At 73.7% G+C, this 25959-nt stretch carries 23 protein-coding genes, 1 tRNA gene and 1 other RNA gene; 11 read left to right on the top strand and 14 right to left on the bottom strand.

Translation table 11 applies throughout. From position 1 onward, the window contains the following. Positions 1-15 precede the first annotated feature (15 nt). The 8 genes from CLV34_RS12250 to CLV34_RS12215 form a co-directional block, all read right to left on the bottom strand. Positions 16-657 carry a LytR C-terminal domain-containing protein gene (locus CLV34_RS12250; protein WP_157803826.1) on the bottom strand — a complete coding sequence of 214 codons (642 nt, stop codon included), beginning with the start codon at positions 655-657 and terminating at the stop codon, positions 16-18. 57 nt (positions 658-714) lie between these two features. Then, positions 715-1017 carry a type II toxin-antitoxin system VapB family antitoxin gene (locus CLV34_RS12245; protein WP_100350600.1) on the bottom strand — a complete coding sequence of 101 codons (303 nt, stop codon included), beginning with the start codon at positions 1015-1017 and terminating at the stop codon, positions 715-717. 64 nt (positions 1018-1081) lie between these two features. Next, positions 1082-2704, bottom strand: coding sequence for an ABC transporter permease (locus tag CLV34_RS12240; protein ID WP_100350599.1), 1623 nt, complete (start codon positions 2702-2704; stop codon positions 1082-1084). Beyond that, entirely contained in the window at positions 2701-3681 is a 981-nt protein-coding gene (locus CLV34_RS12235; RefSeq protein ID WP_100350598.1) for an ABC transporter ATP-binding protein, read from the bottom strand. Before CLV34_RS12235 ends, CLV34_RS12240 begins: the two co-directional genes overlap by 4 nt. Before the next feature lie 35 nt (positions 3682-3716). Continuing rightward, complete coding sequence (locus CLV34_RS12230) at positions 3717-4934, bottom strand: sensor histidine kinase (RefSeq protein WP_100350597.1); 1218 nt, start codon at positions 4932-4934, stop codon at positions 3717-3719. 32 nt (positions 4935-4966) lie between these two features. After that, positions 4967-6706, bottom strand: a complete 1740-nt coding sequence (locus CLV34_RS12225; RefSeq protein WP_211289443.1) for a SulP family inorganic anion transporter — start codon at positions 6704-6706, stop codon at positions 4967-4969. Positions 6707-6809: 103 nt separating this feature from the next. Next, positions 6810-8603 carry a carboxypeptidase-like regulatory domain-containing protein gene (locus CLV34_RS12220; protein WP_100350596.1) on the bottom strand — a complete coding sequence of 598 codons (1794 nt, stop codon included), beginning with the start codon at positions 8601-8603 and terminating at the stop codon, positions 6810-6812. Between the two features lie 231 nt (positions 8604-8834). Further along, positions 8835-8920, bottom strand: a tRNA-Ser gene (locus tag CLV34_RS12215). 151 nt (positions 8921-9071) lie between these two features. On the opposite strand from CLV34_RS12215, the gene add reads away from it, so the two are divergent. Both add and ffs read left to right on the top strand, forming a co-directional pair. Then, complete coding sequence (add, locus tag CLV34_RS12210) at positions 9072-10103, top strand: adenosine deaminase (RefSeq protein WP_100350595.1); 1032 nt, start codon at positions 9072-9074, stop codon at positions 10101-10103. A gap of 17 nt (positions 10104-10120) precedes the next feature. After that, positions 10121-10217, top strand: an RNA gene (gene ffs, locus CLV34_RS12205) — signal recognition particle sRNA small type. A gap of 20 nt (positions 10218-10237) precedes the next feature. On the opposite strand, the gene CLV34_RS12200 is transcribed toward ffs, so the two are convergent. Beyond that, positions 10238-10864: a TetR/AcrR family transcriptional regulator gene (locus CLV34_RS12200; protein WP_100350594.1), complete on the bottom strand. Its 627-nt coding sequence runs from the start codon at positions 10862-10864 to the stop codon at positions 10238-10240. 89 nt (positions 10865-10953) lie between these two features. On the opposite strand from CLV34_RS12200, the gene CLV34_RS12195 reads away from it, so the two are divergent. Further along, positions 10954-12396: an MDR family MFS transporter gene (locus tag CLV34_RS12195; protein ID WP_100350593.1), complete on the top strand. Its 1443-nt coding sequence runs from the start codon at positions 10954-10956 to the stop codon at positions 12394-12396. Positions 12397-12442: 46 nt separating this feature from the next. Here the strand turns inward: CLV34_RS12195 and ppk2 are convergent, their stop codons facing one another. After that, positions 12443-13297: a polyphosphate kinase 2 gene (gene ppk2 / locus CLV34_RS12190; RefSeq protein ID WP_100350592.1), complete on the bottom strand. Its 855-nt coding sequence runs from the start codon at positions 13295-13297 to the stop codon at positions 12443-12445. A 366-nt stretch (positions 13298-13663) separates the two neighbouring features. Between ppk2 and CLV34_RS12185 the strand changes: the two genes are divergently transcribed. The 3 genes from CLV34_RS12185 to CLV34_RS12175 all read left to right on the top strand — a co-directional run bounded on the left by CLV34_RS12185 (position 13664) and on the right by CLV34_RS12175 (position 17670). Continuing rightward, entirely contained in the window at positions 13664-16390 is a 2727-nt protein-coding gene (locus tag CLV34_RS12185) for a DNA polymerase III subunit gamma and tau (protein WP_100350591.1), read from the top strand. Between the two features lie 40 nt (positions 16391-16430). Beyond that, entirely contained in the window at positions 16431-17030 is a 600-nt protein-coding gene (gene recR, locus CLV34_RS12180; RefSeq protein ID WP_100350590.1) for a recombination mediator RecR, read from the top strand. A gap of 106 nt (positions 17031-17136) precedes the next feature. Next, on the top strand, positions 17137-17670 hold the full coding sequence (locus tag CLV34_RS12175; protein WP_245859222.1) for a DUF5063 domain-containing protein: 534 nt from the start codon (positions 17137-17139) through the stop codon (positions 17668-17670). 57 nt (positions 17671-17727) lie between these two features. On the opposite strand, the gene CLV34_RS12170 is transcribed toward CLV34_RS12175, so the two are convergent. Both CLV34_RS12170 and CLV34_RS12165 read right to left on the bottom strand, forming a co-directional pair. Beyond that, positions 17728-18990, bottom strand: coding sequence for an ABC transporter permease (locus CLV34_RS12170; protein ID WP_100350589.1), 1263 nt, complete (start codon positions 18988-18990; stop codon positions 17728-17730). Further along, positions 18987-19970 carry an ABC transporter ATP-binding protein gene (locus CLV34_RS12165; protein ID WP_100350588.1) on the bottom strand — a complete coding sequence of 328 codons (984 nt, stop codon included), beginning with the start codon at positions 19968-19970 and terminating at the stop codon, positions 18987-18989. The genes CLV34_RS12170 and CLV34_RS12165 overlap by 4 nt, the downstream gene beginning before the upstream one ends. 211 nt (positions 19971-20181) lie before the next feature. Between CLV34_RS12165 and CLV34_RS12160 the strand changes: the two genes are divergently transcribed. Then, the gene (locus CLV34_RS12160; protein WP_100350804.1) at positions 20182-20952 is read left to right on the top strand and encodes a sulfite exporter TauE/SafE family protein; all 771 of its coding nucleotides are present in this window, start codon (positions 20182-20184) and stop codon (positions 20950-20952) included. Here CLV34_RS12160 and CLV34_RS12155 read toward each other — a convergent pair. Continuing rightward, a complete protein-coding gene (locus CLV34_RS12155) occupies positions 20949-21536 on the bottom strand; it encodes a hypothetical protein (RefSeq protein WP_100350587.1) in 588 nt (195 codons plus the stop codon). The two genes, CLV34_RS12160 and CLV34_RS12155, sit on opposite strands and share 4 nt — an antisense overlap. A 193-nt stretch (positions 21537-21729) precedes the next feature. Between CLV34_RS12155 and CLV34_RS12150 the strand changes: the two genes are divergently transcribed. From CLV34_RS12150 to CLV34_RS12140, 3 genes are read left to right on the top strand one after another with little or no spacing between them, the layout of a single operon-like run. Continuing rightward, the gene (locus CLV34_RS12150) at positions 21730-23064 is read left to right on the top strand and encodes an aspartate kinase (protein ID WP_211289442.1); all 1335 of its coding nucleotides are present in this window, start codon (positions 21730-21732) and stop codon (positions 23062-23064) included. A gap of 33 nt (positions 23065-23097) precedes the next feature. After that, positions 23098-24219 (top strand): aspartate-semialdehyde dehydrogenase, encoded by a 1122-nt coding sequence (locus CLV34_RS12145; protein ID WP_100350585.1) that lies wholly within the window; start codon positions 23098-23100, stop codon positions 24217-24219. A 40-nt stretch (positions 24220-24259) separates the two neighbouring features. Beyond that, the gene (locus CLV34_RS12140; protein WP_100350584.1) at positions 24260-25207 is read left to right on the top strand and encodes a Fic family protein; all 948 of its coding nucleotides are present in this window, start codon (positions 24260-24262) and stop codon (positions 25205-25207) included. A gap of 18 nt (positions 25208-25225) precedes the next feature. On the opposite strand, the gene CLV34_RS17010 is transcribed toward CLV34_RS12140, so the two are convergent. Next, positions 25226-25570 carry a hypothetical protein gene (locus CLV34_RS17010; RefSeq protein WP_100350583.1) on the bottom strand — a complete coding sequence of 115 codons (345 nt, stop codon included), beginning with the start codon at positions 25568-25570 and terminating at the stop codon, positions 25226-25228. Between CLV34_RS17010 and CLV34_RS17350 the strand changes: the two genes are divergently transcribed. Beyond that, positions 25460-25959: helix-turn-helix domain-containing protein (locus tag CLV34_RS17350; protein WP_425436243.1), on the top strand; the 500-nt coding region annotated here is incomplete at its 3' end. The two genes, CLV34_RS17010 and CLV34_RS17350, sit on opposite strands and share 111 nt — an antisense overlap.

Genomic DNA, 25959 nt, shown 5'->3' with positions numbered 1-25959 from the left:
CGTATCGCGGGACCCTCAGCCCTTGACCTTCACGGTCGGGGTGGCCTTCGGCAACGGTGCGAGCGGGGTGACGTCCTTCAGCGGGACGCAGCCGGCGACGCTCGTCATCGACTTCCTCGGCGACAGCTCCACGTCGTCCAGCGGGACGAGGGCCGAGTACGACGCGCTGAGGACGACGTCCACGGTCCGGTTCTTGCGCGCGTCGAGGACCAGCTTCGCGTCGGGCACCTGAGCCGCCAGGGTGTACGCCGCCGCCACGCCCTTCGGCCCGAAGACGATCCGCTGGGACTTGATGTCCTGGGTGCTGTTGCCGATCGTGCCGGTCTTGAAGCCCCGGGCGTCCAGCTCCCGCGACACGGTCGTGGCGAGCCCGGCGCGCGACGACGCGTTGTAGATGTTGACCTTGATCCTCCCGTAGGAGACCGGCTTGGTCTTGGCCGGGACGCACGGCTGGGCCGTCGTCATCGCGTCGTCATCGGGGGACGCGGTCTGGATGGAGCGGTCGACGGGGGACTTGACGGCACCGGTGGCGATGCCGACGGCGAAGAGCCCGACGAGGATCAGCGCGCCGATCAGCAGGCCGAAGACCACGGCCTGCCGTTCGTGCATCCGCCGCCGGCGCAGCTCGCGCGGGGAGGGTGCCGTGCGCTGGTTCACGGCACGACCGTACACAGTCTCGGGCGGGTGTTCCTGCGGGCGCGCGACACCTCGGGGTCACGTTCCGGGAACGGTGAGGACGCGGGCGTGCAGGATCGACCGCTGCTGGAGCGCGGCCCGCACGGCACGGTGCAGGCCGTCCTCGAGGTAGAGGACCCCGCGGTACTCGACGACGTGCGCGAACAGGTCGCCGTAGAACGTGGAGTCCTCGGAGAGCAGGTTGTCGAGGTTGAGGGTGCGCTTGGTCGTGACGAGCTCGTCGAGACGCACCTGGCGCGGCGGGACGGTCGACCAGTCCTTGGGCGTGACCTTGCCGTGGTCCGGGTACGGGCGTCCGTCGCCGACGGCTTTGAAGATCATGCGGACGAGTGTACGAAACGGGCTGGACGGACCCTGTGAAAGGAGTGTGCGGACCCGTCGACCGTCACGCCGAGCCCACCTCGCGCCGGCAGAAGCCGACGAACGCGAGCGCGCCCAGGATGAGGGCCACGCCGAGCAGCACGGCGAGCGGGACCACGTCGACGTCGTCGACCGGGACCGCCGGGACGTGGGTGAACGGCGACAGGTCGAGGACCCACTGCGGCAGGTGCAGCGCGCTGCCCAGCAGCACGACGAGCACGATCGCCACGACGAGGGCCCACCCGAGCCCCACGAGGCGCGGCCGCCACCCGTACAGGACGAGCGCGACCCCGCCGACGACGAGCGCGGCGGGTGCCTGCACGGCCGCCGCGGCCACCTCCGTGACGAGCGACTCGCCCCACGTCCCGCCCGTGACGGCGTGGCCCACGCCCATGAGCAGCCCGCACGCCGCGAGCAGCACGACCACGCCGGCGACGACCAGGGACGTCCAGGCCGCCAGGTACCGGGCGCGGGACGTGCCCGTCGCGAGGACGAGCTCCGTGCGCCCCCTCGTCTCCTCGCCGTGCGCCTGCGTCGCGGCGCTCACGCCGAACGCGGCCGCCGCCGTCCCCACGAACGACATCACCACCGCGACGAGCGTGTCCTGGAGCTTGCCCGCGCCGCCGAGCGTCTCGACGTACTGCTGCGCGGCCGCGTTGCCCTGCAGCAGCGAGTCGGCGGACTCCAGCACGCAGCCCACGACGAAGCAGTACAGCCCGGCCGTCAGCGCCCACGCCGCGACCGACGCCCACTGGAGCCGCGTGACGAGCGCGCCGACCGTCCCCAGGGACGCGGACGCCGCCGGCCCCGGCCGTGGCGCGACGAGCCCGGCGCCCAGGTCGCGGTGGCCCGAGAGCACGGCGGCGAGCGCGACCCCGGCCGCGCCCAGCAGCACGCACAGCACGAACGGCCCGTACGCGTTCGCGCCGTACGCGTCCATGCGCTCCGCCCAGCCGACCGGCGACAACCAGACCAGCCACGACAGGTCGTCCTGGACGTCGCCGACGCCCCGCAGCGCGTAGCCGCCCACGAGGACGGCCAGCGCGAGCGTCCGGGCCGTGCGCGCCGTCGCGGCGACCTGCGCGCACACCGCGCCGACACCCACGGACGCGAGCCCGATCCCGAGGAACTGCGCGCCGAACGCGACCGCGCCGGCGACGTCGTCGGCCGTGTCGCCGGAGGGCAGGAGGACGAGCGTCATGACGACGGCGACCGCCCCGCTGAGCACCGACCCCACCAGCACGCCCGAGCCCAGCGGTGACAGCCGGCCCACGGGCGTCGAACGGACGAGCTCGAGCCGTCCGGCCTCCTCCTCGCCGCGCGTGTGCCGCACGACGGCGAGCGCCGCGAGGACGCCTGCGACGGCGACCATGAACAGGCCGACGCGCCACGCCGTCGTGCTCGCGACGGACGCCGGGTTCCGGAACGGGCCGAGCAGCACGAGGAACGCCGCGTTCGTGCCCGCGCCCTGGGCGAGCTGCGCGCGGTCCGCGGCCGTCGGGTAGGCGGTCTGCATCGCGCTCGCGCTGACGAGGACCGTCACGGCCAGAGCGAGCGCCGAGACCGGCACCGTGACGCGGTCGCGGCGCAGCGCGAGACGCGTGAGCCGCCCGGTCGCCGTGAGCGTGCCGCTCGCGCTCGCGCTCACGCGGCGCCGTCCTCGCCGCTGCCCTCGAGCGCCGCGAGCTCGTCCCCGTACTCCCGCAGGAACAGCTCCTCGAGCGACGGGGGAGCGATGGTCAGGCCGTGCGCGTCCAGGTCGGCGAGCACGCGGACGACGCCCGGCACGGCCGCGTCGTCGAGGTGGAAGGTCACGCGGTCGTCGTCGGCGGCGAGGTCGTGCACCCCGTCGACCCGGCCCAGGGCGTCGACCGCCCGGGGTGCGTCGGGGACGTGGGCCACCACCGCCGACCGGGTCAGGTGCCGCAGCTCCGCGAGCGTCCCCGCCTGCACGGTCCGCCCGGCCCGGATGATCGTCACGGTGTCGCAGAGCGTCTCGACCTCCGCCAGGATGTGGCTCGACAGCAGGACCGAGGCACCCCGGGAGGTGGCGTCGCGGACGCAGTCCTGGAAGACGGCCTCCATGATCGGGTCGAGTCCCGAGGTGGGCTCGTCCAGGACGAGCAGCTCGACGTCCGCCGCGAACGCGGCCACGAGCGCCACCTTCTGCCGGTTGCCCTTCGAGTACGTCCCCGTGCGGCGCGTCGGGTCGAGCTCGAACCGGTCGAGCGCCGCCTGGCGGCGCTGCGGGTCGACGGGTGCGCCACGCAGGCGGAGCAGAAGGTCGATCGTCTCGCCGCCCGTCAGGTGGGGCCACAGCGTCACGTCGCCCGGGACGTACGCCAGCCGGCGGTGCAGGGCGACGGCGTCCGACCACGGGTCGCCGCCGAGCAGCCGGGCGGTCCCCGCGTCGGGACGGAGCATCCCGAGGAGCACACGGATCGTCGTGGACTTGCCCGCACCGTTCGGGCCGAGGAAGCCCGCCACCTGGCCGGGCGCGACGACGAGGTCGAGGCCGTCGAGCGCCTGGACGCTGCCGAAGCGCTTGCGCAGGCCGTGGACCTCGACCGCGGGTGCCGACGAGCGGGGTGGGGCGGCAGCGGTGTGCCGGGGTGCGACGGTCATCGAGGGTCCTCCGGTCCAGGTCGTGGTCCGAGCGGTCAGCCGGGAGGCTGCAGGGCGATGTGCTCCGGTGCGTCGTGGGCGGCGTCGTCGGCCGCATCGTCCCGGGCGTCCGGCGTGGGCAGCGCGGCGCGCACGACGAACCTCCCGCGCGTCGACCCGTCGCCCGGTCCCGCGTCGAACGTGCCGCCGAGGGCGTCGACGCGTGCGCGCAGGCCCGCGAGGCCGCCCTCGTCCGTGTGGTCGCGTCGGGCCGCCGCGTCGGCAGCGGTCGTGTCGTCCGCCAGCGGGTTCGTGACCTCCACCACGAGCGAGCCGGGCGTGTACGCCAGGCGGACGTGCGCGGAGCCGCCGCCGTGCCTGTGGGCGTTCGCCAGCGCCTCCTGCACGACGTGGGTCGCCGCCAGGTCCGCCTCGGGCGAGAGCGGGTACGGCTCGCCCGTCGACGTCGTCGTGACGGTCAGGCCGGCGGCGCGCGCCTCGTCGAGCAGCGCCCGCAGGTGCACCGGCCCGGGCGTGCCCTCGGCGGACTCCGGGTCCTGCGGCAGGAGGAGCGAGAGCGCGGCGAGCTCCTGCACGACGGCGCGCCCGGCCGTCTGCACCTGGTCGAGCGCAGCGCGCGCGTGCTCGGGGTGGGCGGTGACGAGCTGTTCGGCGACGTCCGCCTGCACGGTCACGACGGCCGCGTGCTCGCGCGCCGCGTCGTGCAGCGCGCGCGCCGCGCGCAGGCGCTCCTCGGCGTCCGCGCGAGCGGCGGTGGCGTCCCGCGCGACGTCCGACCACGCGACCGCGTCGCGCGTCACCCGGACCGCGTCGTCCCGGACACGGACCGCCAGCGCCGCGGCCACGGCGAGCGCGAACAGGGCCGCGACCAGCAGCGCGAGGGTCCCGGCGCCGGGTGCGTCGTGCAGCACGGTCGCGGCGCACACCCACGCGGCCTCGACCCCCGCTGCCGCCAGGCCGAGCCACGGGGAGGACCGGCGCACCACGGTGAGCACCGCGACCAGCGCGGGCAGCGTCAGGACGACACCGACCGTGCCGACGACGGCGATCCCCAGGAGGCCCCCGGTGACCGCCAGGACGACCTCCGGGCGCGTCCGCCGCGCGACGAGCGAGAGCGCCCCCAGGACGGTCAGCCAGGCCGGCCAGCCGTCGTGGGGCACGGCCGCCAGGGCGACCGCCGCGAGGACCACCGCCAGGCAGGCGTCACGGAAGAGCACGGACCGGGAGCGCCACCAGGGGAGAAGACCATCCATCGTCAGCCAGCCTAACCGGGCCCCCGTGCGGACTACCCGGTGGCGCCGTCGTCGCCGGTGGCAGCGGCGAGTCGCCGCCGCTCGGCGATGGCGTAGGCCTCGTCGAGCGACTCCAGCAGGTGCGACGTCTCGGGGACGACGGAGTCGTGGCCCAAGGTGTCGAGCGCCCCGGTGCGCTCCAGGAGGGCGTGCAGGCGGGGCGGCACTCCGCACAGGACGACCTCGACGCCATGGCGGCGCAGCCGCTGGACGGCGCGCACGTAGGCCTTGACGAAGGTCGCGGACGGGATGCCCGTCGAGCCGCGCAGCGAGACCACCAGCGCGGCGTCATGGGTCGGGCGCGGGTCGGGCCACTCGCTCTCGAGCTGGTTGACCTCGGCGAAGAAGCCCGAGCCTACGTAGTGCAGGACGGTCGTGCGTCCCGACGGGAGGACGGCGGGCGGCTCCCCGAGCTCCCACCCGCCGTGGCCGTCGGGGGTGAGCTCGAGGAGCTGGCCGCGCTTCGACGACCCGACGGCGAACAGCAGGATCGACAGGCCCGCGCCGATAAAGATCGCGTCCTGGAGGGGGAGCTGCGTCGTCGCGAGGAACGTCACGATCATCGCGAGCGCGGAGAGCCACGACGTCCGCAGGACGAGCGTGATGTCGCCGACGCGCCCCGCGATGAGCTCGCCGCCGATGACGATCAGCAGGCCGCCGATGACGGCCATCGGGATCTCGCCCGCCACCGGGCCGACCGCGAGCACGATGAGCGCGAGCCACACGCCGGCGAAGATGCCCGACCAGCGCGTCTTCGCCCCGGCGCTCGTGCCGACACCCGTGCGCGACAGCGAGCCGCCCGTCGGCAGGGCGGAGAAGAACCCGCCGGCGATGTTCGCGACGCCCTGCGCGGTGAAGTCCTTCGACGCGTTCGGGCGCGACCCGTCGGGGTTGGCGACGGCCGCGCCGATGCCGGCGGCCTGCGCGAGGGCGACGAGCGCGATCGCGATCGCCCCGGTCGCCAGCTCCGGCACCGCGCCCAGGTCGGGCAGCGAGAACGGCGGAAGCGACCGTGGGATCGCCGCGATGTCCTTGACCAGCTCGATGTCCGGCTTCACGATCGCGCACACCACGCTGACGACGAGCAGCGCGAGGAGCGTCGCGTACTGCTCGAGCTTCTTCACCGCGTGGAACGCCGCCCACGCGGCCACCGTCGCCACGGCGACCACCACCGTCGGCCCGTTCCAGTCGCCCACGTGGGCGATCGAGTTCTCGACCTTCGCGAGCGTGTTGTGCGGGGTGGGTGTGTACCCGGTCGCGTCCTTGAGGACGCCCGTGACGATCTGCAGCGCGATCCCCGTCGTGAAGCCCGTCATCACCGCGGTCGACACGAACGACATGACCGACCCGAGCTTGAGCAGGCCCATGATCAGCATGACGAGCCCGACCAGCACGGTGAGCGTCGCCAGCGCCCCCAGGTCGTTCGGCTTGAGGCCCGCCGCAGCCAGCACGCTCTGCGACGACAGGGCGATCGCGCTGGTGAGCGTCGTGACCATGAGGACGGTCCGGGCGAGCGCCGACCCCACGATCGTCGGCACCACGCCCGACCACAGGCCCAGCGGCGCGGCGAACCCGCCGATGCTCGCGTAGGCCATGCCCTCCGGGATCGAGAACAGGCCGGTGACGAAGCCGGACGTGACGTCCTGCGTGGTGGGCTTGCCGAACGTCGGCTTGTCGGGGGGCGGCGCCTGCTCGGCGTCGTCTGCGGGCGTGGCGGCTGACGGTTCGCTCACGCGACCGAGCATGCCAGCGCGCGCGACCTCGAGCGCGTCGAGCGCGCCCCGGGCCCCGAGCCCCGCGGCTCCCTGCCCGGAGCCGAGCCTGGGCACGGCGCCGTCAGCGCCAGAACGTCCAGTGCCCCGAGCGGGTCGCGCTGACGGTGACGCGGTGCACCGTGGACGTCGACAGGACCTGTCCGTTGCCGCTGCGGACCAGCAAGACGCTGTGTCGCCCGGTCGGCACGTGCTGCATCCGGACGGTCGCCACCCACACGCCACCCTCGAGGTGCGCGGTCGCGCGTGCGGTGCGCGTGTAGTCGACGTCGAGGATCAGCGGGCCGGCGGGCCGCAGCGCCGTCGTCGCCCGGACGGTGACGGTGGCACCCGCGGACGTCGCACGTCCGACGGACACCGTGCCGTGAGTGGCCACCGGGGCGATGCGGACGGTGAAGGACGTGTTGACTGGGGCGTACGACGTCGTGCCGCCCCAGGTCGCCGAGATCGTGCGCGTACCGGGGAGCAACGGGGCGCTCAACCGCACGACGGCGCGGCCGTGCGTCACGCGAGCGGAGCCGATGGTCCGGCCACCGGTGCGCAGCGTGATGGACCCTCCGTCGGGCGAGGTCGCCCTGCCGTAGGGAGTGACGTGCACGATGAGGCTCCGCTGTCCGTACGGCAGGCGGGCCGAGGTCCCGGAGACACGCGCCCAGAGTCGCGGGTGGGCCTTCACGTGCGCCGTGCCGGCCCGCACGTGGAGGAGGTCGCCGACGGCCTCGCTGCCCTTGAAGTAGTAGCCCGGCGCCGCTGTCGTGAGCGCGTAGCAGTGCCCACGCTGCGTCGGGACGCTGAACGTCCCGTCCCGGTGCACCGCGCCCCAGACGCCGTATGTCAGTACGGGGGTCGCGCCGGTGCAGGGCACGTCGAACGCCGTGACCTCGCCCTCGTCGAGCACGGTCAGCGAGCCGTCGTACGCGGTCCCCGAGATCGGGGCTCCCACGGAGATCATGGGGGCGCCCAGGTCGAGGTCTCGGTTCGTCACGGTCACGGTCTTCTGCAGCGCCGCCCGCGACGTGCCCTGGTACGTCTCGACCACGCGCACGACGTACCGTCCCGCCACGATCCCGTCCAGCGAGTACGACGCCCACTGGTCACCGGCGCCGAGCCTCATCGGCACCCACCTCAGGGTCGGACCGGTCGGACTCCCGGACGACGTCGCGGCATGCAGGTCGGCGCGCCAGCTGGACAGGGAGTCGTGCGGGCCGATGGGCTCAGGAAGCTGGACCTGGCCCGAGATGTCGTACGCGCGACGCAGGGTCACCGTCCCGGTCGAGGCCGTCGCGGCACCTGCGGCGACGTCGAGCGTGCGGGTGACGGTCTCGCTCCCGCCTGCCGTCAGCGTCACGGTCGTGCGTCCGGCGGGGATGCCCGTCGTGGTCCAGGTGCCGTCGGCGGCCGCGGAGGCCGACCGCTCGACCTGTGAGCCGGGCACCGTCAACGATGCGTAGGCGACGGCGCCGTCCGGCAGGCCGCCCGCGACCACGATGCGGCCCGAGACCGTCGCTCCGGGGCGAGCAACGAGGGGCTGGGCGGCCGTCGTCGTCCCCGCGGTCAGCGTGAGGGTCCGGGGATCCGGCACGTAGTCGGCGCTGAAGTCGGCGACCCATGAGCCGCTCGCGAGACCCGCCAGCCCGTAGGTGCCGTCGGCGTCCGTCGAGGTGGCATAGCGGCTGTCACCGTGCTGGAGGACGAGCTGCGCCCCGGCGACCGGCGAGCCGGTCTCGTCGACGACGGTCCCTTGGACGGAGGCATACGTGGGGCTTGTCGCGGTCTCCGCGGTCGCGGTGGTCGCCACGGAGGAGACGAGCAGTGCGCTGGATGCGAGAGCCAAGCAGAGGCGGAGGCGAGTCGGCATCGGGTGTTGCTCCCAGGGCGGTGCTACGAATCGGGCAGACGGATCATTCGCGGCGGAACGTAGCACAGCATCGTCGGGGAACCGCACACCTGCCCGCTCGCCGAAGGCTCGCACGCCGCGAAGGCGTGTGTCCTAGGGGCTCCGTGCCCGGCGCCGCACACGTCCACAGGTCCGGGTACGACGACGGCCCGTGACCTGCGTTGTCGCAGGTCACGGGCCGTCTGAGTCCGGCGGAGGATGGGGGATTCGAACCCCCGAGGGCTTTTAACCCAACACGCTTTCCAAGCGTGCGCCATAGGCCACTAGGCGAATCCTCCTCGCTGTCGTCCGCGTCGGGGGATCCGCAGAGGGACCCGTCCGGCGCACAGCAGCCCCCCGAGGATACCGGACCGGAGGCCGTGCCCCGAAACCGGCGCCGAACCGCCTCCGGGAAACGGGCCCGCAACACCGCACGGCTACGGTCGCAGCATGACAGCACCCCGGACCACGCCTGGCCCGCTCCCCGTGGCGGAGCTCCACCTGCACCTCGACGGCACGCTCGAACCCGAGCACGTCCTGGAGCTCGCCGCCCGCAACGGGGTCGACCTGCCGTTCGCCGACATCGACGACCTGCGCAGCCGGTACGAGTTCACGGACCTGCAGTCGTTCCTCGACCTGCTCTACACGAACCTCACCGTCCTGCGGGAGCGCGCGGACTTCACCGAGATGGTGGACCGGTACCTCGAGCGCGCCGCGGCCGCCGGGGTGCGGCACGCCGAGGTGTCGTGCGACGTGCAGGCGCACACGCGCCGCGGGATCCCGCTGGAGACGGTGATGGGCGGGCTGCGTGACGCGCTCGACCGCAGCGTCGCGACCCACGGGGTGACCACCCGGCTGCTGGTCTCGTTCTGGCGTGACGGTCCCGTCGACGAGGCGTTCGACCTGCTGCGCGCGCTCGTGGCGTCCGGAATCCCGTTCGACGGGATCGGGCTGGACTCCGCGGAGGTCGGCTTCCCGCCCGAGCTGTTCACCGACGTGTTCGCGTTCGCGCGCGAGCACGGTCTGCACGTCGTCGCGCACGGTGGCGAGGAGGGCGGGCCGGAGTACGTCACGGGCGCGCTCGACGCCTTGCGCGCGGAGCGCATCGACCACGGCATCCGCTCCCTCGAGGACGACGCCCTGGTCGAGCGGCTCGTGGCCGAGCGGGTGCCGCTGACCGTCTGCCCGCTGTCGAACGTGCGCCTCCGGGCCGTCGACACGATGGCCGACCACCCGTTGCTGCGCATGCTCGAGCGGGGCCTTGTCGTGAGCGTCCACTCGGACGACCCGCCCTATTTCGGGGGACAGGTCGACGCCAACGTGGACGCGGTCGTCGAGGCGCTCGGCGCGAGCGACGAGCAGCTCGCCCACCTCGCCCGGAACTCGTTCGAGTCGGCGTTCCTCGCGGACGACGAGCGTGCCGGCTACCTCGCCGAGGTCGACGCGTGGCTGGCCGCGCGCGGTGGTCGGGCGCCCCTCTGACGTCCGGTAGTCTGGTCGCAGACCCCTCGTGCGGCGTCATCTCGCTGAACTCCCCCAGGACCGGAAGGTAGCAAGGGCAGGCGAGCTCTGGCGGGTGTGCGGGGGGTCCTTGCGTTCCCGCTGGCCCCCGTCCCTCAGCCCTGCGGCAGGCCGGAGCGCAGCCGCAGCAGCGGCAGGTAGATGTCGTCGAGCATCTCCTCGCGCACGGACACGGGCACCGGCGCCAGCGTCATGAGCCCCTCGTGGCGGAACAGGTCGACCAGCAGGCTCCGGACGCGCGGGGACAGCGGCTCCGGCCCGAGCTCGCCGCGCGCGACGGCCCGGTCGACGACGACGTCGACGGTCGTCGACCCGTCCCCGAGCAGCGAGGCGCGCAGGTCGGCGGGCGACGTCCCGGTCTCCTGGAAGTAGCCGCCGAGGTAGTAGGCGACGAGGGCGGACGTGCCCGTCATCCGGACGTTCGACTGCTCGAGCAGCGCGAGGAAGTCACCGCGCAGGGTCCCGGTGTCGGGGATGGTGGCCCGGCCCCGCCGCAGCGCGCGCTCTGCGGCGGCGCGGACGAGCTCGGGCTTGGTGGCCCAGCGTCGGTAGAGGACGGGCCGGCTGGTGCCGGCGCGGCGCGCGACGCCGTCGATCGTGAACCCGCCGTAGCCGCGGTCGACGAGCTCGTCCCAGGCGGCGTCGAGGAGTGCGTCCTCGAGCTCCGCGCCGCGGCGGCGGCGGGGGACGTCCGGGGTCGGCGACTCGTCTTCAAGATCCACTTGCGTATCTTAACCGGCCCGTCGTAGGCTCGCACAAGAAACACTGCTGCATCTAATCTCGCTTCTCCGTCTCGACCACCGGAGCACCCATGTCCGTCCCCACCGCCACATCGGCACCCCGGCCCCCGCAGCCTGCCGGCATCGACCCCGACCTGCGCCGCCTCACCGTCGCCGTCATCGTCGGCGCGGTCGCCGTCATCCTGGACACCACGATCGTCAGCGTCGGCCTGCACGAGCTCGGCACCGCGCTCGACGCGTCCGTCGCCACCATCCAGTGGGTCAGCACCGCCTACCTGCTCGCGATGTTCGTCACCATCCCGCTGACCGGGTGGCTCCAGAGCCGGCTCGGCAGCAAGCGGCTCTGGCTCATCGCCCTCAGCGTCTTCGTCCTCGGGTCGGCCCTGTGCGCGCTCGCGTGGGACGCCCCCAGCCTCATCGCCTTCCGCGTCGTGCAAGGCCTCGGCGGCGGCGTCCTCATGCCGCTCATGTCGACCGTCCTCATGCAGGCCGCGCACGGGCGCGACCTCGGACGCCTCATGGCGGCCGTCAGCCTGCCCGTCGCCGTCGGGCCGATCCTCGGTCCCGTCCTCGGCGGGCTCGTCCTCGGGTTCCTGTCCTGGCACTGGCTGTTCCTCATCAACGTGCCCATCGGGGCCGTCGGGATCTGGCTCGCCGTCCGGTACTTCCCCGCCGGGGAACCCGGACGACCCACCCGCCTCGACGCCGTCGGGCTCGCGCTGCTCGTCCCCGGCGTCGTCGCCACGATCTACGGGCTCACCCAGGTCGCCGAGCTCGGCGGCTTCGGCCACGCCCGCGTCCTCGTCCCGCTGCTCGGCGGCCTCGCGCTCGTCGGAGGGTTCGTCGCCTGGGCGCTGCGCGAGGGCGAGCGCGCCCTCATCGACGTCCGGCTCCTGCGGAACCGGCCCCTCGCAGCGTCGTCCCTGCTCATGTTCCTGTCCGGCATGGTGCTCTACGGCGCGATGCTCCTGCTCCCGCTCTACTGGCAGGAGGTCCGCGGGTACGACGCCCTCGGCGCCGGGCTCCTCCTCGTCCCGCAGGGCGTCGGGGCGCTCGCGTCCCGGACGCTCGCCGGACGCCTCACCGACGCGATCGGCGGGCGGGCGGTCGCCGTCGGCGGGTTCGCGATCCTCACCCTCGGGACCCTGCCGTTCGCGTTCGTCGGCGCGACGTCCACGACGTGGTTGCTGCTCGCCGTTCTCGTCGTCCGCGGGTTCGGCCTCGGGGCCGTCATGATCCCGCTCATGACGGGCGCCTACCGCGGGCTCGACCGCCGCGACATGCCCGACGCGAGCATCATCACGCGCGTGTCCCAGCAGGTCGGCGGATCGTTCGGCACCGCGGTGCTCGCCGTCGTCCTCGCGACCGCCGCCGGCACCGCCGCGAGCCTCGGAGACCTCGCCGACGCGTTCGACGCAGCGTTCTGGTGGGCGACCGGACTGGCGGCGCTCGCGACCGTCCTGTGCGTCCTGCTCCCCGGCCGCACGTCGGACGCGGTGGAACGCGCCGCGTGAGCGGACGGGCGCTCGACCGGGACGCCCCGGTCGAGCGCCCCGCCGGTCAGTATGAGCGCTCCGGGTCGCCCAGCAGCTGCGCGGCGACGTCGGGCACGTACGTCGACAGCTCGCGCGGCGGCCGCTCGTACCCGCGGCTCGCCGGGGGACGGTCGGGGAGCTCGATCTTCTCCGCCGGCTGGACGTCCGTGTACGGGATGCTCGAGAGCAGGTGCGAGATCATGTTGACCCGCGCGTGCTTCTTGATCTCGGACTCGACCGTGAACCACGGGCTCGCCGGCAGGTCCGTGTGGACGAACATCTCGTCCTTGGCGCGCGAGTAGTCCTCCCAGCGGTGCAGCGATTCCAGGTCGGTCGTGCTGAGCTTCCAGCGCCGCACCGGGTCGGTGAGCCGCCCCCGGAACCGGCGGAGCTGCTCGTCGTCCGACACGGAGAACCAGTACTTGCGCAGCAGGATCCCGTCGTCGATGAGCATCTGCTCGAAGATCGGACACTGCCGCAGGAACCGCGCGTGCTCCTGCGGGGTGCAGTACCCCATGACCTTCTCGACGCCCGCCCGGTTGTACCAGGACCGGTCGAACACGACGATCTGCCCGGCGGACGGCAGGTGCTCGACGTACCGCTGGAAGTACCACTGCGTCTTCTCACGCTCGGTGGGCACGGGCAGCGCCGCGATGCGGGCGACGCGCGGGCTGAGGTACTCGGTGAGCCGCTTGATCGTGCCGCCCTTGCCGGCCGCGTCCCGGCCCTCGAACACCACGACGACGCGCGCGCCGGTCGCCTTCACCCACTCCTGGAGCTTGACCAGCTCCGACTGGAGCCGGAACAGCTCGTGCTCGTACACCTTGTTCGGCAGCTTCTTCTGCTTCGCGGGGTGCGTGTGGTCCGGCTTCTTCGACATGACGGCACGCTAGCGCCGCGGCCCGGCGGCGGCGACCGGGTCAGCCACGACCGTGGTCCCGGCGTGGTGCGTCAGCCACGACCACCGCCTGGGTCTGTTGCGTCAGCCACGACCGCTCGTGCAGTGCGCTGCGTCAGCCACGACCGTCATCGCGAGCCGGCGTGACGACGCGCGGTGCGGGGCGGTGCTGCTGAGGCACCAGGCCGACGTGGACCGGTCGTGGTTGATCACCTCCTGCCCCGGGGCCGGTCGTGGTTGATCAGTGCCGGCGCCGGCCCGGTCGTGGTTGACCCGGCGCGAGAGCCGTGACGGTCACGGTGGACGGGGGCCAGGTCCAGGTGGGCGGCGGCGTCTACAGTTGCCGGGGTGAGCACCGCCCTCTATCGCCGCTACCGCCCGGACACGTTCGCGGACGTCATCGGGCAGGAGCACGTCACCGGCCCTCTCATGCAGGCGCTGCGCACGGGGCGCGTCAACCACGCCTACCTGTTCTCGGGGCCACGCGGCTGCGGCAAGACGACGTCGGCGCGCATCCTCGCCCGGACGCTCAACTGCCACCGCAACACCCCGGAGCACCCGGTCGACACCCCGTGCGGCGAGTGCCCGTCGTGCGTGGACCTGGCGCGCGGCGGCCCGGGCAGCCTCGACGTCGTCGAGATCGACGCCGCGAGCCACGGTGGCGTCGACGACGCCCGCGAGCTGCGCGAGCGCGCGACCTTCGCGCCCACCCGCGACCGGTTCAAGGTGTTCATCCTCGACGAGGCGCACATGGTGACGCCGCAGGGGTTCAACGCGCTCCTCAAGATCGTGGAGGAGCCGCCGGAGCACATCCGGTTCATCTTCGCGACGACGGAGCCCGACAAGGTGATCGGGACCATCCGGTCGCGCACCCACCACTACCCGTTCCGGCTCGTCCCGCAGGACGTCCTGCAGCCGTACCTCGAACAGCTCTGCGCGACCGAGGACGTCGAGGTCGGCGGGGGAGTGCTGCCCCTGGTGATCCGTGCGGGAGGCGGCTCGGTCCGCGACACCCTGTCGGTGCTCGACCAGCTCATCGCGGGCGCGGACGAGACGCCGTCCCCCGAGGGTGCCGACGACTCCGCCGGTGCGGCGGGCCCGCGCGGCAGGGTGCTGGGCTACGAGCAGGCGGTCGACCTGCTCGGCTACACGCACGCCAACCTGCTCGACGACGTGGTCGACGCCCTCGCCGCGCATGACGGCGCGAGCCTGTTCCGGGTCGTCGAGCGCGTCGTCGCGAGCGGTCACGAGCCGCGCCGCTTCGTCGAGGACGTCCTGGAGCGGTTGCGCGACCTCGTCGTCCTCGCGGTGTCGGACGGTGACGCGGGCGCGGTGCTCGCCGGGCTCCCCGCGGAGCAGGTCGAGCGCATGCGCGCGCAGGCGACGGCACTCGGGCTGGGCGAGCTGTCCCGCGCCGCCGACCTCGCCAACGCCGCGCTCACCGAGATGACGGGCGCGACGTCTCCCCGGCTGCACCTCGAGCTGCTGTGCGCGCGGCTGCTCCTGCCCGGTGCGGACGACGGCGCCGCAGGGTTCGGTGCGCGGCTCGACCGCCTCGAGCGGGGCTGGCAGGCGTCCGGCGGTCCGGCGTCCGCGGCACCCGCTGCTCCCGCCGCGCCGTCGCCCACAGCCTCGCCCGCCGCCGCGTCGACGGTCGCGTCGGACGACGTGCTCGGCGCCCGGCCGCCTCGCCGGGAGCCCTCCGTCCGGCTCGCGCCCGTCCCGACGCCCGCACCGGAACCCGCGGTCGCTACCCCCGAGGCGTCCCCGGGCGACGAGGTCTCGTCCGCCGCCGATCCGTCGGACGCCGCCGACCCTGCTCCCGCGGCGCCTGCCGAGGCCGCCCCGGCGCCCGAGAGCCCGGCCGCGCCCGCCCCTCCGGCCGCCGGCCGCGGTGCAGCGAGCGTCGCGCACGTCGAGAGCGAGGTCGTCCGGCGCCGCTGGGACGAGGTGCTGTCGACCCTGAGCCGGCTCAGCCGTGCCGCCTGGAGCCTGGTCCACCAGAACGCGACCGTCGCGGGCCTGGACGGCAACGTCCTGACGCTGTCGTTCCAGTCGGCGGGTCTCCAGCGTGCGCTCCAGGGCCCGAAGGTCGAGGCGGTCGAGCAGGCCGTCTACGAGACGCTCGGGTTCCCGGTCAAGGTCACCGCCGTGGTCGGGGGTGCGGCACCGGCCGCGACCGGCGCGCCGCGCGCTCGGGAGAACCGTGCGCCCGCGACGACGGTGGAGGCGCCCACCGACGACGCCCCCGGCGACCGAGGCCCGGCCTCCGCGGGCTCGCGCACGAGCCCGCCTGCTGGTGCGACGGTGAGTCCGTCCGTGCCGTCGCTGCCCTCTCCGCCGGCTGTGGCGAGCGCCGGCAGCGATCCGGCAGCAGGCGTGGCCGCCGCCGCGTCGTCGTGGGGTGACGTGGTGGTCGCCTTGCCCGGCGGCGCGTCGTCCGTGCGTCCGGCGCCGTCCGTGCGTCCGGCGCCGTCCGTCGACGGGCCGGCCGCAGACGCGCCGCGCGATGCCGACCGGACGACGGACCGACCGACGCCCGCTGCGTCGATCTCGGGGTCGGACGCACCCGCCGCAGCCACTCAGCCCGCGGGGAGCCCGGTAGACCCCGCGCCCTCCGACGGTGCCTCGGCGGTCGGCGTCGCGTCCGGACCGGACGACGACCTGCCGCCCCTCGCCGAGCCGCCGCACGACGTCGACGACCTCCCGCCGTGGGAGGACGGCGCAGCACCGTCCGTGCCCACGCCCTCCGTGCCGGCGACGCCCGCGCCTGCGACGTCGGCGCACGCGGTGTCGACCCGGGAGCCGACAGGTCAGGCGCCGACGGTCCCCGGTCCCGCACGTCCCGCCCCGGCCGGAGCCGGGAGCACAGCTTCCGTCAGCACCTCGCCTGCCGGGTCGGGACGGCCGGCTCCCGCGGTGCGCGGTGGCGGGCAGGGCTCGTCGCGTCCCGCGCCGTACGGGCGCCCGGGGCAGCAGCGGGCCCCGATCCCGCCCGACCTGGTCGGGCCGCCCCTCGTCGCGCACATGCTCGGCGGGGTGATCCTCGAGGAGATCGTCGACAACCCGGACTGACCGTGACCCGTGTGACACCCCCAGCCCGTAGGCTGACGGGGTGTACGAAGGCGCTGTCCAGGACCTCATCGACGAGCTCGGCCGACTTCCCGGTGTCGGGCCCAAGAGCGCGCAGCGGATCGCGTTCCACCTGCTGGCGTCGGACGCCGCGGACGTGCGCCGCCTGACGGACGCGCTCACGCAGGTCAAGGAGCGGGTGCGGTTCTGCGAGGTGTGCGGGAACGTCTCCGAGGACGACCTGTGCCGCGTCTGCCGTGACCCGCGCCGGGACGTGTCGGTCATCTGCGTCGTCGAGGAGCCCAAGGACGTCGTCGCGATCGAGCGCACCCGCGAGTTCCGGGGCAGGTACCACGTGCTCGGCGGGGCCATCAACCCGATCGAGAGCGTCGGCCCGGACGACCTGCGCATCAAGGAGCTGCTGAGCCGGCTCGCGGACGGCTCCGTCACCGAGGTCATCCTCGCGACCGACCCCAACGTGGAGGGCGAGGCGACCGCCACGTACCTGTCGCGGCTCATGGGCCCGATGGGGCTCCGCGTCACCCGCCTCGCGTCCGGGCTGCCCGTGGGCGGAGACTTGGAGTACGCGGACGAGGTGACGCTCGGTCGAGCGTTCGAGGGCAGGAGGGTCGTGGGTGCCTGACGAGCAGGAGTTCGTGACGGGGCTCGAGGGGGTCCCGGCGTCCGAGGACGACGTGGCGGCGGTGCTCGCCGCCGAGGCGGGTGCGCCCGAGGCCGACCTCGACACGATCGCCCGCTCGGTCGCCGCGCACGCCGGGGCGTTCGTCGCGACGGTCGGGCAGATCGCGTCCCGCACCGCTCCGGAGGCGACGTTCCCGGTGCTGCTGCTCGCGACGTCCGACCTGCTGGCCTCGGGTGCCCGCCTGGGGGCGATGGTCGACGTCGTCCCGCCCTTGCGCTACGAGCCCGACACGGGCCCGGACGCCGACCTCGACACGCTGCGGATCGGCCTGGCAGAAGCCCTCGAGGGCTTCGACGAGTACGCGGAGGTCGTCGACCCGGTGCTCGGTGAGGAGGTCGGGCGGGCGAGCCTGTCCGGTGACCTCGCGACCGTCACCGCGGCGCTCCAGCAGGGCCTCGCGCACTACGACGCCGGCGACGTCCTCGAGGCGCTCTGGTGGTGGCAGTTCTCCTACCTGTCGAGCTGGGGCGAGCGGGCGTCGTCGGCGCTGCGCATGCTCCAGCTCGTGCTGTGCCACATCCGGCTGGACGTCGAGGACGACGTCGCCGCCGAGGCCGAGTACGACGCGCTGCAGGCGTGAGACCCCCTGCGGCTCACGTCGGCTGACGCGTCGTACCCGGCCGTCCGTCCCGCGTCGTCAGGCGACGCGGGTGCCCCGGGGCAGGTTCTGCTGCGGTACGCGCAGCCGCCGCACGGCGAGCGCGACCGCCCCGGCCCCGAGGAGCACGTCGAACGCGAGCCCCCACGGCCACACGGCCGCGCCGGACGACGGTGTGCTGCGGTCCGCGCGCACGATGGCCCCGGGGCCGCACTCCTCGTGGCCGTCGTCCGGCCCGGACCGCGCCTCGCGCACGCCGTCCCGGATGGCGCGCAGCGGGTCGACCGTGCCGAACCAGACGTTCGACGGTGAGGTCGGAGCGGCGTCCGCGACGATCACGAACGGGTTCGGCGCGAGGAGCCACCAGGTCCGCTCGGTGTGCGCGCGCGACTCCGTCTCCGTGGACCAGGCGCACTTCTGCGAGGTGGACGGCTCGTCGACCTCGTCGCCGGTCTCGGGGTCGATCCACACCGTCGTGCCGTCGGCGTCCGTCTGCGGGTAGGCGTCCGACGAGACGCTCGACCAGTCGCGGACACGGACCTGGTCGTCCTGCGTCACGAGCGGGAACGTCAGTCCGAACACGATGACGGTGCCGACCACGAGCCCGAGGACCGTCAGGTAGGTCAGCAGGGCCGACGCGGTCGTGCGCGACACGAGCGCGGAGAACCCGATCCCGAGCGCGCACACCACCCCGAGCAGCACGACGAGCAGCGCCAGAGTCGTGACGAGCGAACCGATCCCGACGCCGCCTGCCGCCACCGACACCAGGACGAACGGCAGCGCCGCGACGAGGAACGCGAGGGCGGCCACCCAGCCGGCGAGCAGCTTGCCGACGACGATCTCGGCCGGGCTCAGGAGCGTCACCTGGAGGATCGCGAGCGTCCCGGACGTCCGGTCGCCGTTCACCGCGCCCGCGCTGAGCGTCGGAGCGACGAGCAGCCCGGCCAGCAGCACGAAGAACACGACGAGCCCGAAGATCAGGGGCCCGCGCTCGAAGCCCGGGCTGAGCGTGCCGCCGTCGGCCACGGCGTGGAGCCCGGTCTCACGGTCGTCCCCGAGGACGGCGGCGCTCGCGGTGAACGCGAGGACGGTGACGAGCCCGACGACGAGGAACCACGCGAGGAGGGCGATCCGCCACCGTGTCGAGCGGACGCGCTGACGCAGCTCGAGCGCGCACACGGTGGCGAGACCGCGTCGCCGCAGCGTCCACGTGCCGGGGGTGCGGGGACGGGGAGCGTGGGCGGACGGGGCGGTCGCGCCGTCGGCGCCCCCGTCGGTCTGGACGGTGACGGCGGCGTTCACCGGCGCTCCTCCTCGAGCGAGAGGTAGACCTGTTCGAGCGCGCCCCCGGCGGGGGCCGCGGACACGAGCCGCACGCCCGCGAGGACGAGGTCGCGCAGCAGCGCGGCCGCAGAGGGGTCGCCGTCGAGGGCGACGAGCACCGAGCCGTCGTCGGCCGCCGCCTCGAACGGCACGCCCGCCTGCGTCAGGAACGCGGCGAGGGGCACGGCGTCGAGCGCCTGCAGGCGCCAGCGCCGCAGACCGGTCGCGGCCCCCGCGACCGACTCGGCGCGCACCGTGCGTCCGCGCGAGACGAACACGGCGTCGTCGGCCAGCTCGTCGAGCTCGGTCAGCACGTGGCTCGAGACCAGCACCGTGCGTCCCTGCTCGGCGAGGGAGCGCAGCAGCACTCGCAGGTCGACGCGCGAGCGCGGGTCCAGGCCGCTCGCCGGCTCGTCGAGAAGGAGCACCTGCGGGTCGTGGACGAGCGCCCGGGCGAGCCCGAGACGCTGCTTCTGGCCGCGGGACAGGACGTGCGCGGGGGCGTCGGCGAGCTCGGTGAGGTGGACGGTCGCGAGGAGCTCGTCGGCCCGCGCGGCCGCGGCGTCGCGGTCGACGAAGTAGGCGGCGCCGAACGTCGTGAGCACCTCCCGGGCGGTGAGCGAGTCCCAGGTGCCGAACACGTCCGGCATCCAACCGGTGCGACGGCGCGCCTCGACACCGTCGGTGACGGGGTCGTGCCCGCCGACTCTCAGGCTCCCTGCGTCCGGGACGAGCAGGCCTGCGAGCATGAGCAGCAGGGTGGTCTTGCCGGCCCCGTTCGGGCCTACGAGCGCCGTCACGGCGCCCGGCCGGGCCGTGAACGTCATGTCGTCGACGGCGACCACGGAGCCGAAGGTCCGGCGCAGCCCCCGCGCGACGATCCCGTCGGCGGACGAGCCACGGTCTGGCGCCGGAGGGGGAGCGGACGGCATCTGCGGCGGCGCCGGAGCTTCGGTCATGTCCGGAATGTAGAGGCTTCATCGCGGTCCGCGGGCGCACGTTCGCGGCACGTCCTGTGGCGAACCTGTGTGCGCGGATTCTCGCGGACGACGGTGGCTGTGGTGGCATGGGTCCGTGCCCCTACCGTCCGCCGTGCTCCCCGCCGTGCTCCCCGCCGTGCTCCCGGGGATCCACCTCGCCGGCGGCGTCGGGGTCGGCGGCGGTCTGTCCATGGACAGGTGGACGCTCGCGCTGCTCGTCCTCGCGGGCCTCACCGCGGGCTGGGTCGACGCCGTCGTCGGCGGCGGCGGGCTGGTCCAACTGCCGGCGCTGCTGCTCGTGCCCGGCATCACGCCCGTCCAGGCGCTCGCGACGAACAAGCTCGCCGCGATCATGGGGACGTCGGTATCGGCGGCGACCTACTACCGCCGGGTGGGCCCCGACCTGCGCACCGCGGCCCCCATGGCGGCGACGGCGTTCGTCGGAGCGGTCGGCGGTGCGGCCGTCGCCTCGCACATCCCCGCGGACGCGTTCGAGCCGATCATCCTCGTCGTCCTCGTGGGCGTGCTCGTGTACACGGTCGCGAGGCCGCGGCTCGGGGCGCGGACCGACCTGCGCTGGACCGGGAACGGCCATCGGTGGGCCGCGGCGGGCATCGGGCTCGTCGTCGGCACCTACGACGGGATGCTCGGGCCGGGCACCGGCACGTTCCTCGTGCTCGCGTGCGTCAGCGTGCTCGGGTACGCGTTCCTGCCCGCGTCCGCGATCGCGAAGATCGTCAACCTCGCGACCAACGCGGGCGCGCTGTGCTTCTTCGTGCCGTACGGCGCGGTCGTGTGGGGGCTCGGCCTCGCCGTCGGCGTCGCGAACCTCCTCGGCGGCTACCTCGGCGCCCGGACGGCCGTCGCGAAGGGCAGCGGGTTCGTCCGGATGGTGTTCGTCGTCGTCGTGAGCGCGCTCGTCTGCAAGCTCGGGTGGGACCTGCTGGCCGGCCGAGGCTAGCCGAGCCGCTCGACCGGGCGCTGCCGGAGCCGTCGCCGGGCCTCGCAGAGCGAGATCTCGAGGGCGTCGTCCGGGAGGAACCCGACCAGGTCGGGGTGCACCGCGAACGTCGCGCTCAGCGTCCGGGACGACCCGCCCACGAACACCACCTCGGCCGTCACCGGCACGATCGCAGGCTCCGAGCCGGCGCTGCGCACGCCGAACCGCACCCCTGCCGACCCGACCGTGTAGTCCACGATCACCTGTGCTCCCGTGTTGCCCTCCGGGGTGGTCGTGCTGACACCGACCGCGCTCGTCGGACCGTGCAACGGGTGGTTCCCGGCGCTCCACCGGACCTCCGTCGGCGCCAGCACCGTGGGGCCGAGGCCCGCCAGTGCGACCTCGGCGGTCGTGTACATCACCCAGGTGCCGTAGGGGTACGTCCCGCACCCGCCCGTGTCGCGGTCGACGGGCTGCGTCCGCGGGCCGTAGACGCGGCTCGTGGTGGTCACCGTCAGGCGGGGTGCCGGCAGCGGGAACCGGGGGAGCGGGGTGACGACCAGGTCGGGCGCCGTGCGGCCGACCGGCTCGGGGAGTGGGTTCACGGCAGCCTCCGAGGTCCGGGCGTCCCAGGTGGACGCCGTCGCCCCGAAGGAGGTCGGCCGTGGACGACGTGATACGTCCACCACGCGGGCGGCCCCCCGGTTCGCCGGACGGGGCGTCTACCATGGGCGGGCAACCACAAGCACCCGGCGGGCCGTTGAGACAGACGGAGGCCGGCGACACATGGAGCATCCAGTGGCACTCATCGTGCAGAAGTTCGGCGGGTCCTCGGTGGCCGACGCCGAGTCCGTCAAGCGGGTGGCGAAGCGCATCGCCGCCACCCGGCGAGCAGGGAACGACGTCGTCGTCGTGGTGTCCGCCATGGGCGACACGACCGACGAGCTCCTCGACCTCGCCCAGCAGGTCACCCCCCTCCCGCCGCAGCGCGAGCTCGACATCCTCCTCACCGCCGGTGAGCGCATCTCGATGTCGCTGCTCGCGATGGCGATCAACAACCTCGGCGTGAAGGCCAAGTCGTTCACCGGGCAGCAGGCCGGCGTCATCACCGACGCCGTCCACGGCAAGGCGCGCATCGTCGACGTCGTGCCGCACCGCATCCGCGAGACCGTGGAGCGCGGTCAGGTCGCGATCGTCGCCGGGTTCCAGGGCGTCACCGAGTCGACCAACGACGTGACGACGCTCGGGCGCGGCGGCTCCGACACGACCGCCGTGGCGCTCGCGGCCGGCCTCGGTGCCGACGTCTGCGAGATCTACACGGACGTCGACGGCGTGTTCACCGCCGACCCGCGCATCGTCCCGGCGGCGCGCAAGATCGACCGCATCACCTACGAGGAGATGCTCGAGCTCGCCGCGTCCGGGGCGAAGGTCCTCGCCCTGCGGTGCGTCGAGTACGGCCGCCGCTACGGCGTGCCCATCCACGTGCGGTCGTCGTTCTCCGGCAAGGAGGGCACGTTCGTGTCCGGCACGACGCACCCCCTGGGCGCCCCCGTCGCCGCCCTCGCCCAGCCCACCGACCCCAGCAGCAGCGCAGTCCCCGAGGAGCTCGTCATGGAAGCACCGATCATCTCCGGCGTCGCCCACGACCGCTCCGAGGCCAAGATCACGGTCGTCGGGGTGCCCGACGTGCCCGGCACGGCCGCGCGCATCTTCGAGGTCGTCGCGGGCTCCGGCGCGAACATCGACATGATCGTGCAGAACGTGTCGGTCGCCCGGACCGGCCTCACCGACATCTCGTTCACCCTCCCGGACGGGGACGGCGCGGCCGCCCTGTCGGCCTTGTCGCGCATCCAGGAGGAGATCCGCTTCGACTCCCTGCAGTACGACGACCAGATCGGCAAGCTGTCGCTCGTCGGCGCCGGTATGAAGTCCCACCCGGGCGTCTCGGCGCGGCTGTTCGGCGCCCTGCGCGACGCCGGCATCAACATCGAGATGATCTCCACGTCGGAGATCCGCATCTCCGTCGTGACCCGCGCCGACGACCTCGACGACGCCGTGCGGGCCGTGCACAGTGCGTTCGAGCTGGACTCGGACACCGACGAGGCCGTCGTCTACGGGGGGACCGGGCGCTGAGGCGCCGGGTCGAACGGAAGGAACTGAGAACTGATGAGCGAGAACACCGTGAGCACCGTGAACTCTGTGGACGCTACGCACGATGGGGGCGGCGCAGCCGGGCTGACCGTCGCCGTCGTCGGCGCGACCGGGCAGGTGGGCGGCGTCGTCCGCCGTCTGCTCGACGAGCGCGACTTCCCCGTCGCGCGCGTGCGCTACTTCGCGTCGCCGCGGTCTGCGGGCACCACGCTGCCGTGGCGCGGCCAGGACGTCGTCGTCGAGTCGACGCCCGACACCGCGACCGAGGACCTGCGCGGCATCGACGTCGCGATCTTCTCCGCGGGCGGCGGGACGTCGAAGGAGCACGCGCCGCGCTTCGCCGAGGCGGGTGCGGTCGTCATCGACAACTCGTCCGCGTGGCGCATGGACCCCGACGTGCCGCTGGTCGTCGCCGAGGTGAACCCGGCTGCGCTGGCCGAGGCCCGCAAGGGGATCGTCGCGAACCCGAACTGCACCACGATGGCGGCGATGCCGGTGCTGGCGCCCCTCGCCCGGGAGGCCGGGCTCGAGCGGCTCATCGTCGCGACGTACCAGGCGGTGTCGGGGGGCGGGCTCGCCGCCGCCGAGGAGCTGCGCACCCAGGTGCTCGCGGGTGCCGACCAGGACCTCGCGGCGCTCGTCTACGACGGGGCTGCCGTGGATCTGCCCGAGCCCTCGAAGTTCGTGGAGCCGATCGCGTTCAACGTCATCCCCCTGGCTGGGTCCATCGTGGACGACGGCGAGGAGGAGACCGACGAGGAGAAGAAGCTCCGCAACGAGTCCCGCAAGATCCTCGGGCTGCCCGACCTGCTCGTCGCGGGCACGTGCGTGCGCGTGCCCGTCTTCACGGGGCACTCGCTCGCGATCCACGCCGAGTTCTCGCGCGCCATCACGCCCGACGAGGCGCGGACGCTGCTCACGGACGCACCGGGCGTGGCGCTCGCGGACGTCCCCAACCCGCTCGCCGCGGCCGGGGCCGACCCGTCGTTCGTCGGACGGATCCGGCAGGACCAGTCCGTGCCCGGTGGGCGGGGGCTCGTGCTGTTCGTGTCGAACGACAACCTGCGCAAGGGCGCGGCGCTCAACGCCGTGCAGCTCGCGGAGCTGGTGGCGGAGAAGTTCCTGGCGTCGGTCTGACCAGCTGCCGACCGGGTGTCTATCCGCCGTATGACGCTTCATGCGGTGGACAGGCACCCGGTCGGCGAGGGACAGGGGCCCGGTCGGCCTGCTCGAGGCGCAGGCGAGCTCCGAGATCGAGAACATCGTCACCACCACTGACGAGCTGTTCTCCGCGGCCGCGTCGGAGCCGACCGCGAGTCCCGCCGCGCGTGAGGCGTTGCGATACCGGTCCGCGCTGCGGTGGGGCCACGACCAGCTGGGACGTCGCCCGCTCACGGCATCGACGGCGTCCGGCGTGTGCGCGATCATCCGTGGCCACGACGAGGGGGTGCGCCGCGGCGAGGTCTTCATCGGGGACCCCGCGAGCCGTCGCCGCGTCCACACGCCGCCGGCCGGCCGCGAGGCGCTGGGTGGGCTGCTCGACAACTGGTCGACCTTTCTCAACGAGCCCTCAGACCTCGACCCGCTCGTCCGGATGGCCGTCGCCCACTACCAGTTCGAGGCGATTCACCCGTTCACGGACGGCAACGGCCGGACCGGTCGGATCATGAACGTCCTGATGCTGTGCGATGCCGGGCTGCTCCACCTCCCGCTGCTGTACCTGTCGCGGTACTTCATCGAGCACAAGGACGAGTACTACCGGCTGCTGCGCCTCGTCACGTCGGACGGCGCGTGGGAGGAGTGGGTGCTCTACGTCGTCGAGGGCGTGAGGTCGGTGGCTGCGCGCACGTGCGAGCTGATCGACCGGATCGAGGACGTCCAGGCGGGCGTGCTCGACGCGGTGCGTGAGGTGGCGGGGTCCGCGAACCACGACCTCGTGGCGCTGCTCATGGAGCACCCGTACGCACGGTCGATCGAGGTGATCGAGCGGTGTGGCGTCTCCCGGCCCACGGCGGTCAAGTGGCTCCGAGGGCTCGTCGCCGCCGGGGTGCTCGAGGAGGTCCGCGCGGGACGTCAGGTCCTGTTCATCAACCGGCCCATGATGGGCGTGCTCACGGCGTCGTAGGCAGCTGGTCCTCGAACTCTAGGCGCTGAGGTACATGACACTGTCCGCCTCGGGCCGGTCGCGGCACAGCGCGACCAGGTCGCACGTCCCGCACGTGTCGCACCAGGCCGGCAGTCGGGGCAGGTGGTTGGTGCGGAGCTGGTCTGCGGCGCCCATGATCTTCGGCTGGATGTCGTCGAGCAGTGCCGGACGAACTTCTTCGCGCACGCTTCTGCCGTCTTCGACGCCATGACCTGCAAGGAGTCGCCGAGGATCGAACGTGAGCTCGCGCTCGCGTTCGCTCGTCGTCTGCGCGATCTGCGCGACGCCGCGGGACTCGCGCAGGAACGGGCCGCAGAGCGCGCCGGGATGAGCCGGAACCACTACCAGCTGCTCGAGTCCGGGCTCTCAGACCGGGCGCGTTGTCGACGCTGTTCGAGATCGCTCGGGCGCTCGAGCGCGACCCGACCGAGCTCGTCGCGGGCCTCGCCGGCTGACCGTCGTCGCTTCGAGGCGCTCATCCACAGGGGAGTGCTCCCCATCGACGTCGGCGCCCGGCTCCGGCTACGGTGCGGGTCGACGGAGGGGGCGGTTCGTGGTCGTGAGGATGCAGGTCGGCAGGGGGCGTCGTCCGACGACGGGGTGGACGGGGCGTTCGCGGTGAGTCGTCCGTCCGATTGGTCGCCGGTGGGTCTGGATATCGATCCGACGCCGGGTGATCCGGTGCTGGTGCTGGCGGGTGGTCGGGACTACCTGGACGTCGCGACGGCGAT

Origin of the sequence: Luteimicrobium subarcticum, assembly GCF_002798015.1 — a bacterium.
Lineage (GTDB): Bacteria > Actinomycetota > Actinomycetes > Actinomycetales > Cellulomonadaceae > Luteimicrobium > Luteimicrobium subarcticum.
This window is presented reverse-complemented; position numbering and strand designations above follow the sequence as displayed.

Excerpts from the sequence above, each read along its gene's own strand:
- add (WP_100350595.1), top strand. The coding sequence starts at position 9,072 with ATGACAGCACCCCGGACCACGCCTGGCCCGCTCCCCGTGGCGGAGCTC.
- CLV34_RS12160 (WP_100350804.1), top strand. The coding sequence starts at position 20,182 with ATGGACAGGTGGACGCTCGCGCTGCTCGTCCTCGCGGGCCTCACCGCG.
- CLV34_RS12220 (WP_100350596.1), bottom strand. The coding sequence starts at position 8,603 with ATGCCGACTCGCCTCCGCCTCTGCTTGGCTCTCGCATCCAGCGCACTG.
- CLV34_RS12165 (WP_100350588.1), bottom strand. The coding sequence starts at position 19,970 with ATGACCGAAGCTCCGGCGCCGCCGCAGATGCCGTCCGCTCCCCCTCCG.
- CLV34_RS12145 (WP_100350585.1), top strand. The coding sequence starts at position 23,098 with ATGAGCGAGAACACCGTGAGCACCGTGAACTCTGTGGACGCTACGCAC.
- CLV34_RS12195 (WP_100350593.1), top strand. The coding sequence starts at position 10,954 with ATGTCCGTCCCCACCGCCACATCGGCACCCCGGCCCCCGCAGCCTGCC.
- CLV34_RS12140 (WP_100350584.1), top strand. The coding sequence starts at position 24,260 with ATGCGGTGGACAGGCACCCGGTCGGCGAGGGACAGGGGCCCGGTCGGC.
- ppk2 (WP_100350592.1), bottom strand. The coding sequence starts at position 13,297 with ATGTCGAAGAAGCCGGACCACACGCACCCCGCGAAGCAGAAGAAGCTG.
- CLV34_RS12235 (WP_100350598.1), bottom strand. The coding sequence starts at position 3,681 with ATGACCGTCGCACCCCGGCACACCGCTGCCGCCCCACCCCGCTCGTCG.
- CLV34_RS12230 (WP_100350597.1), bottom strand. The coding sequence starts at position 4,934 with ATGGATGGTCTTCTCCCCTGGTGGCGCTCCCGGTCCGTGCTCTTCCGT.
- CLV34_RS12245 (WP_100350600.1), bottom strand. The coding sequence starts at position 1,017 with ATGATCTTCAAAGCCGTCGGCGACGGACGCCCGTACCCGGACCACGGC.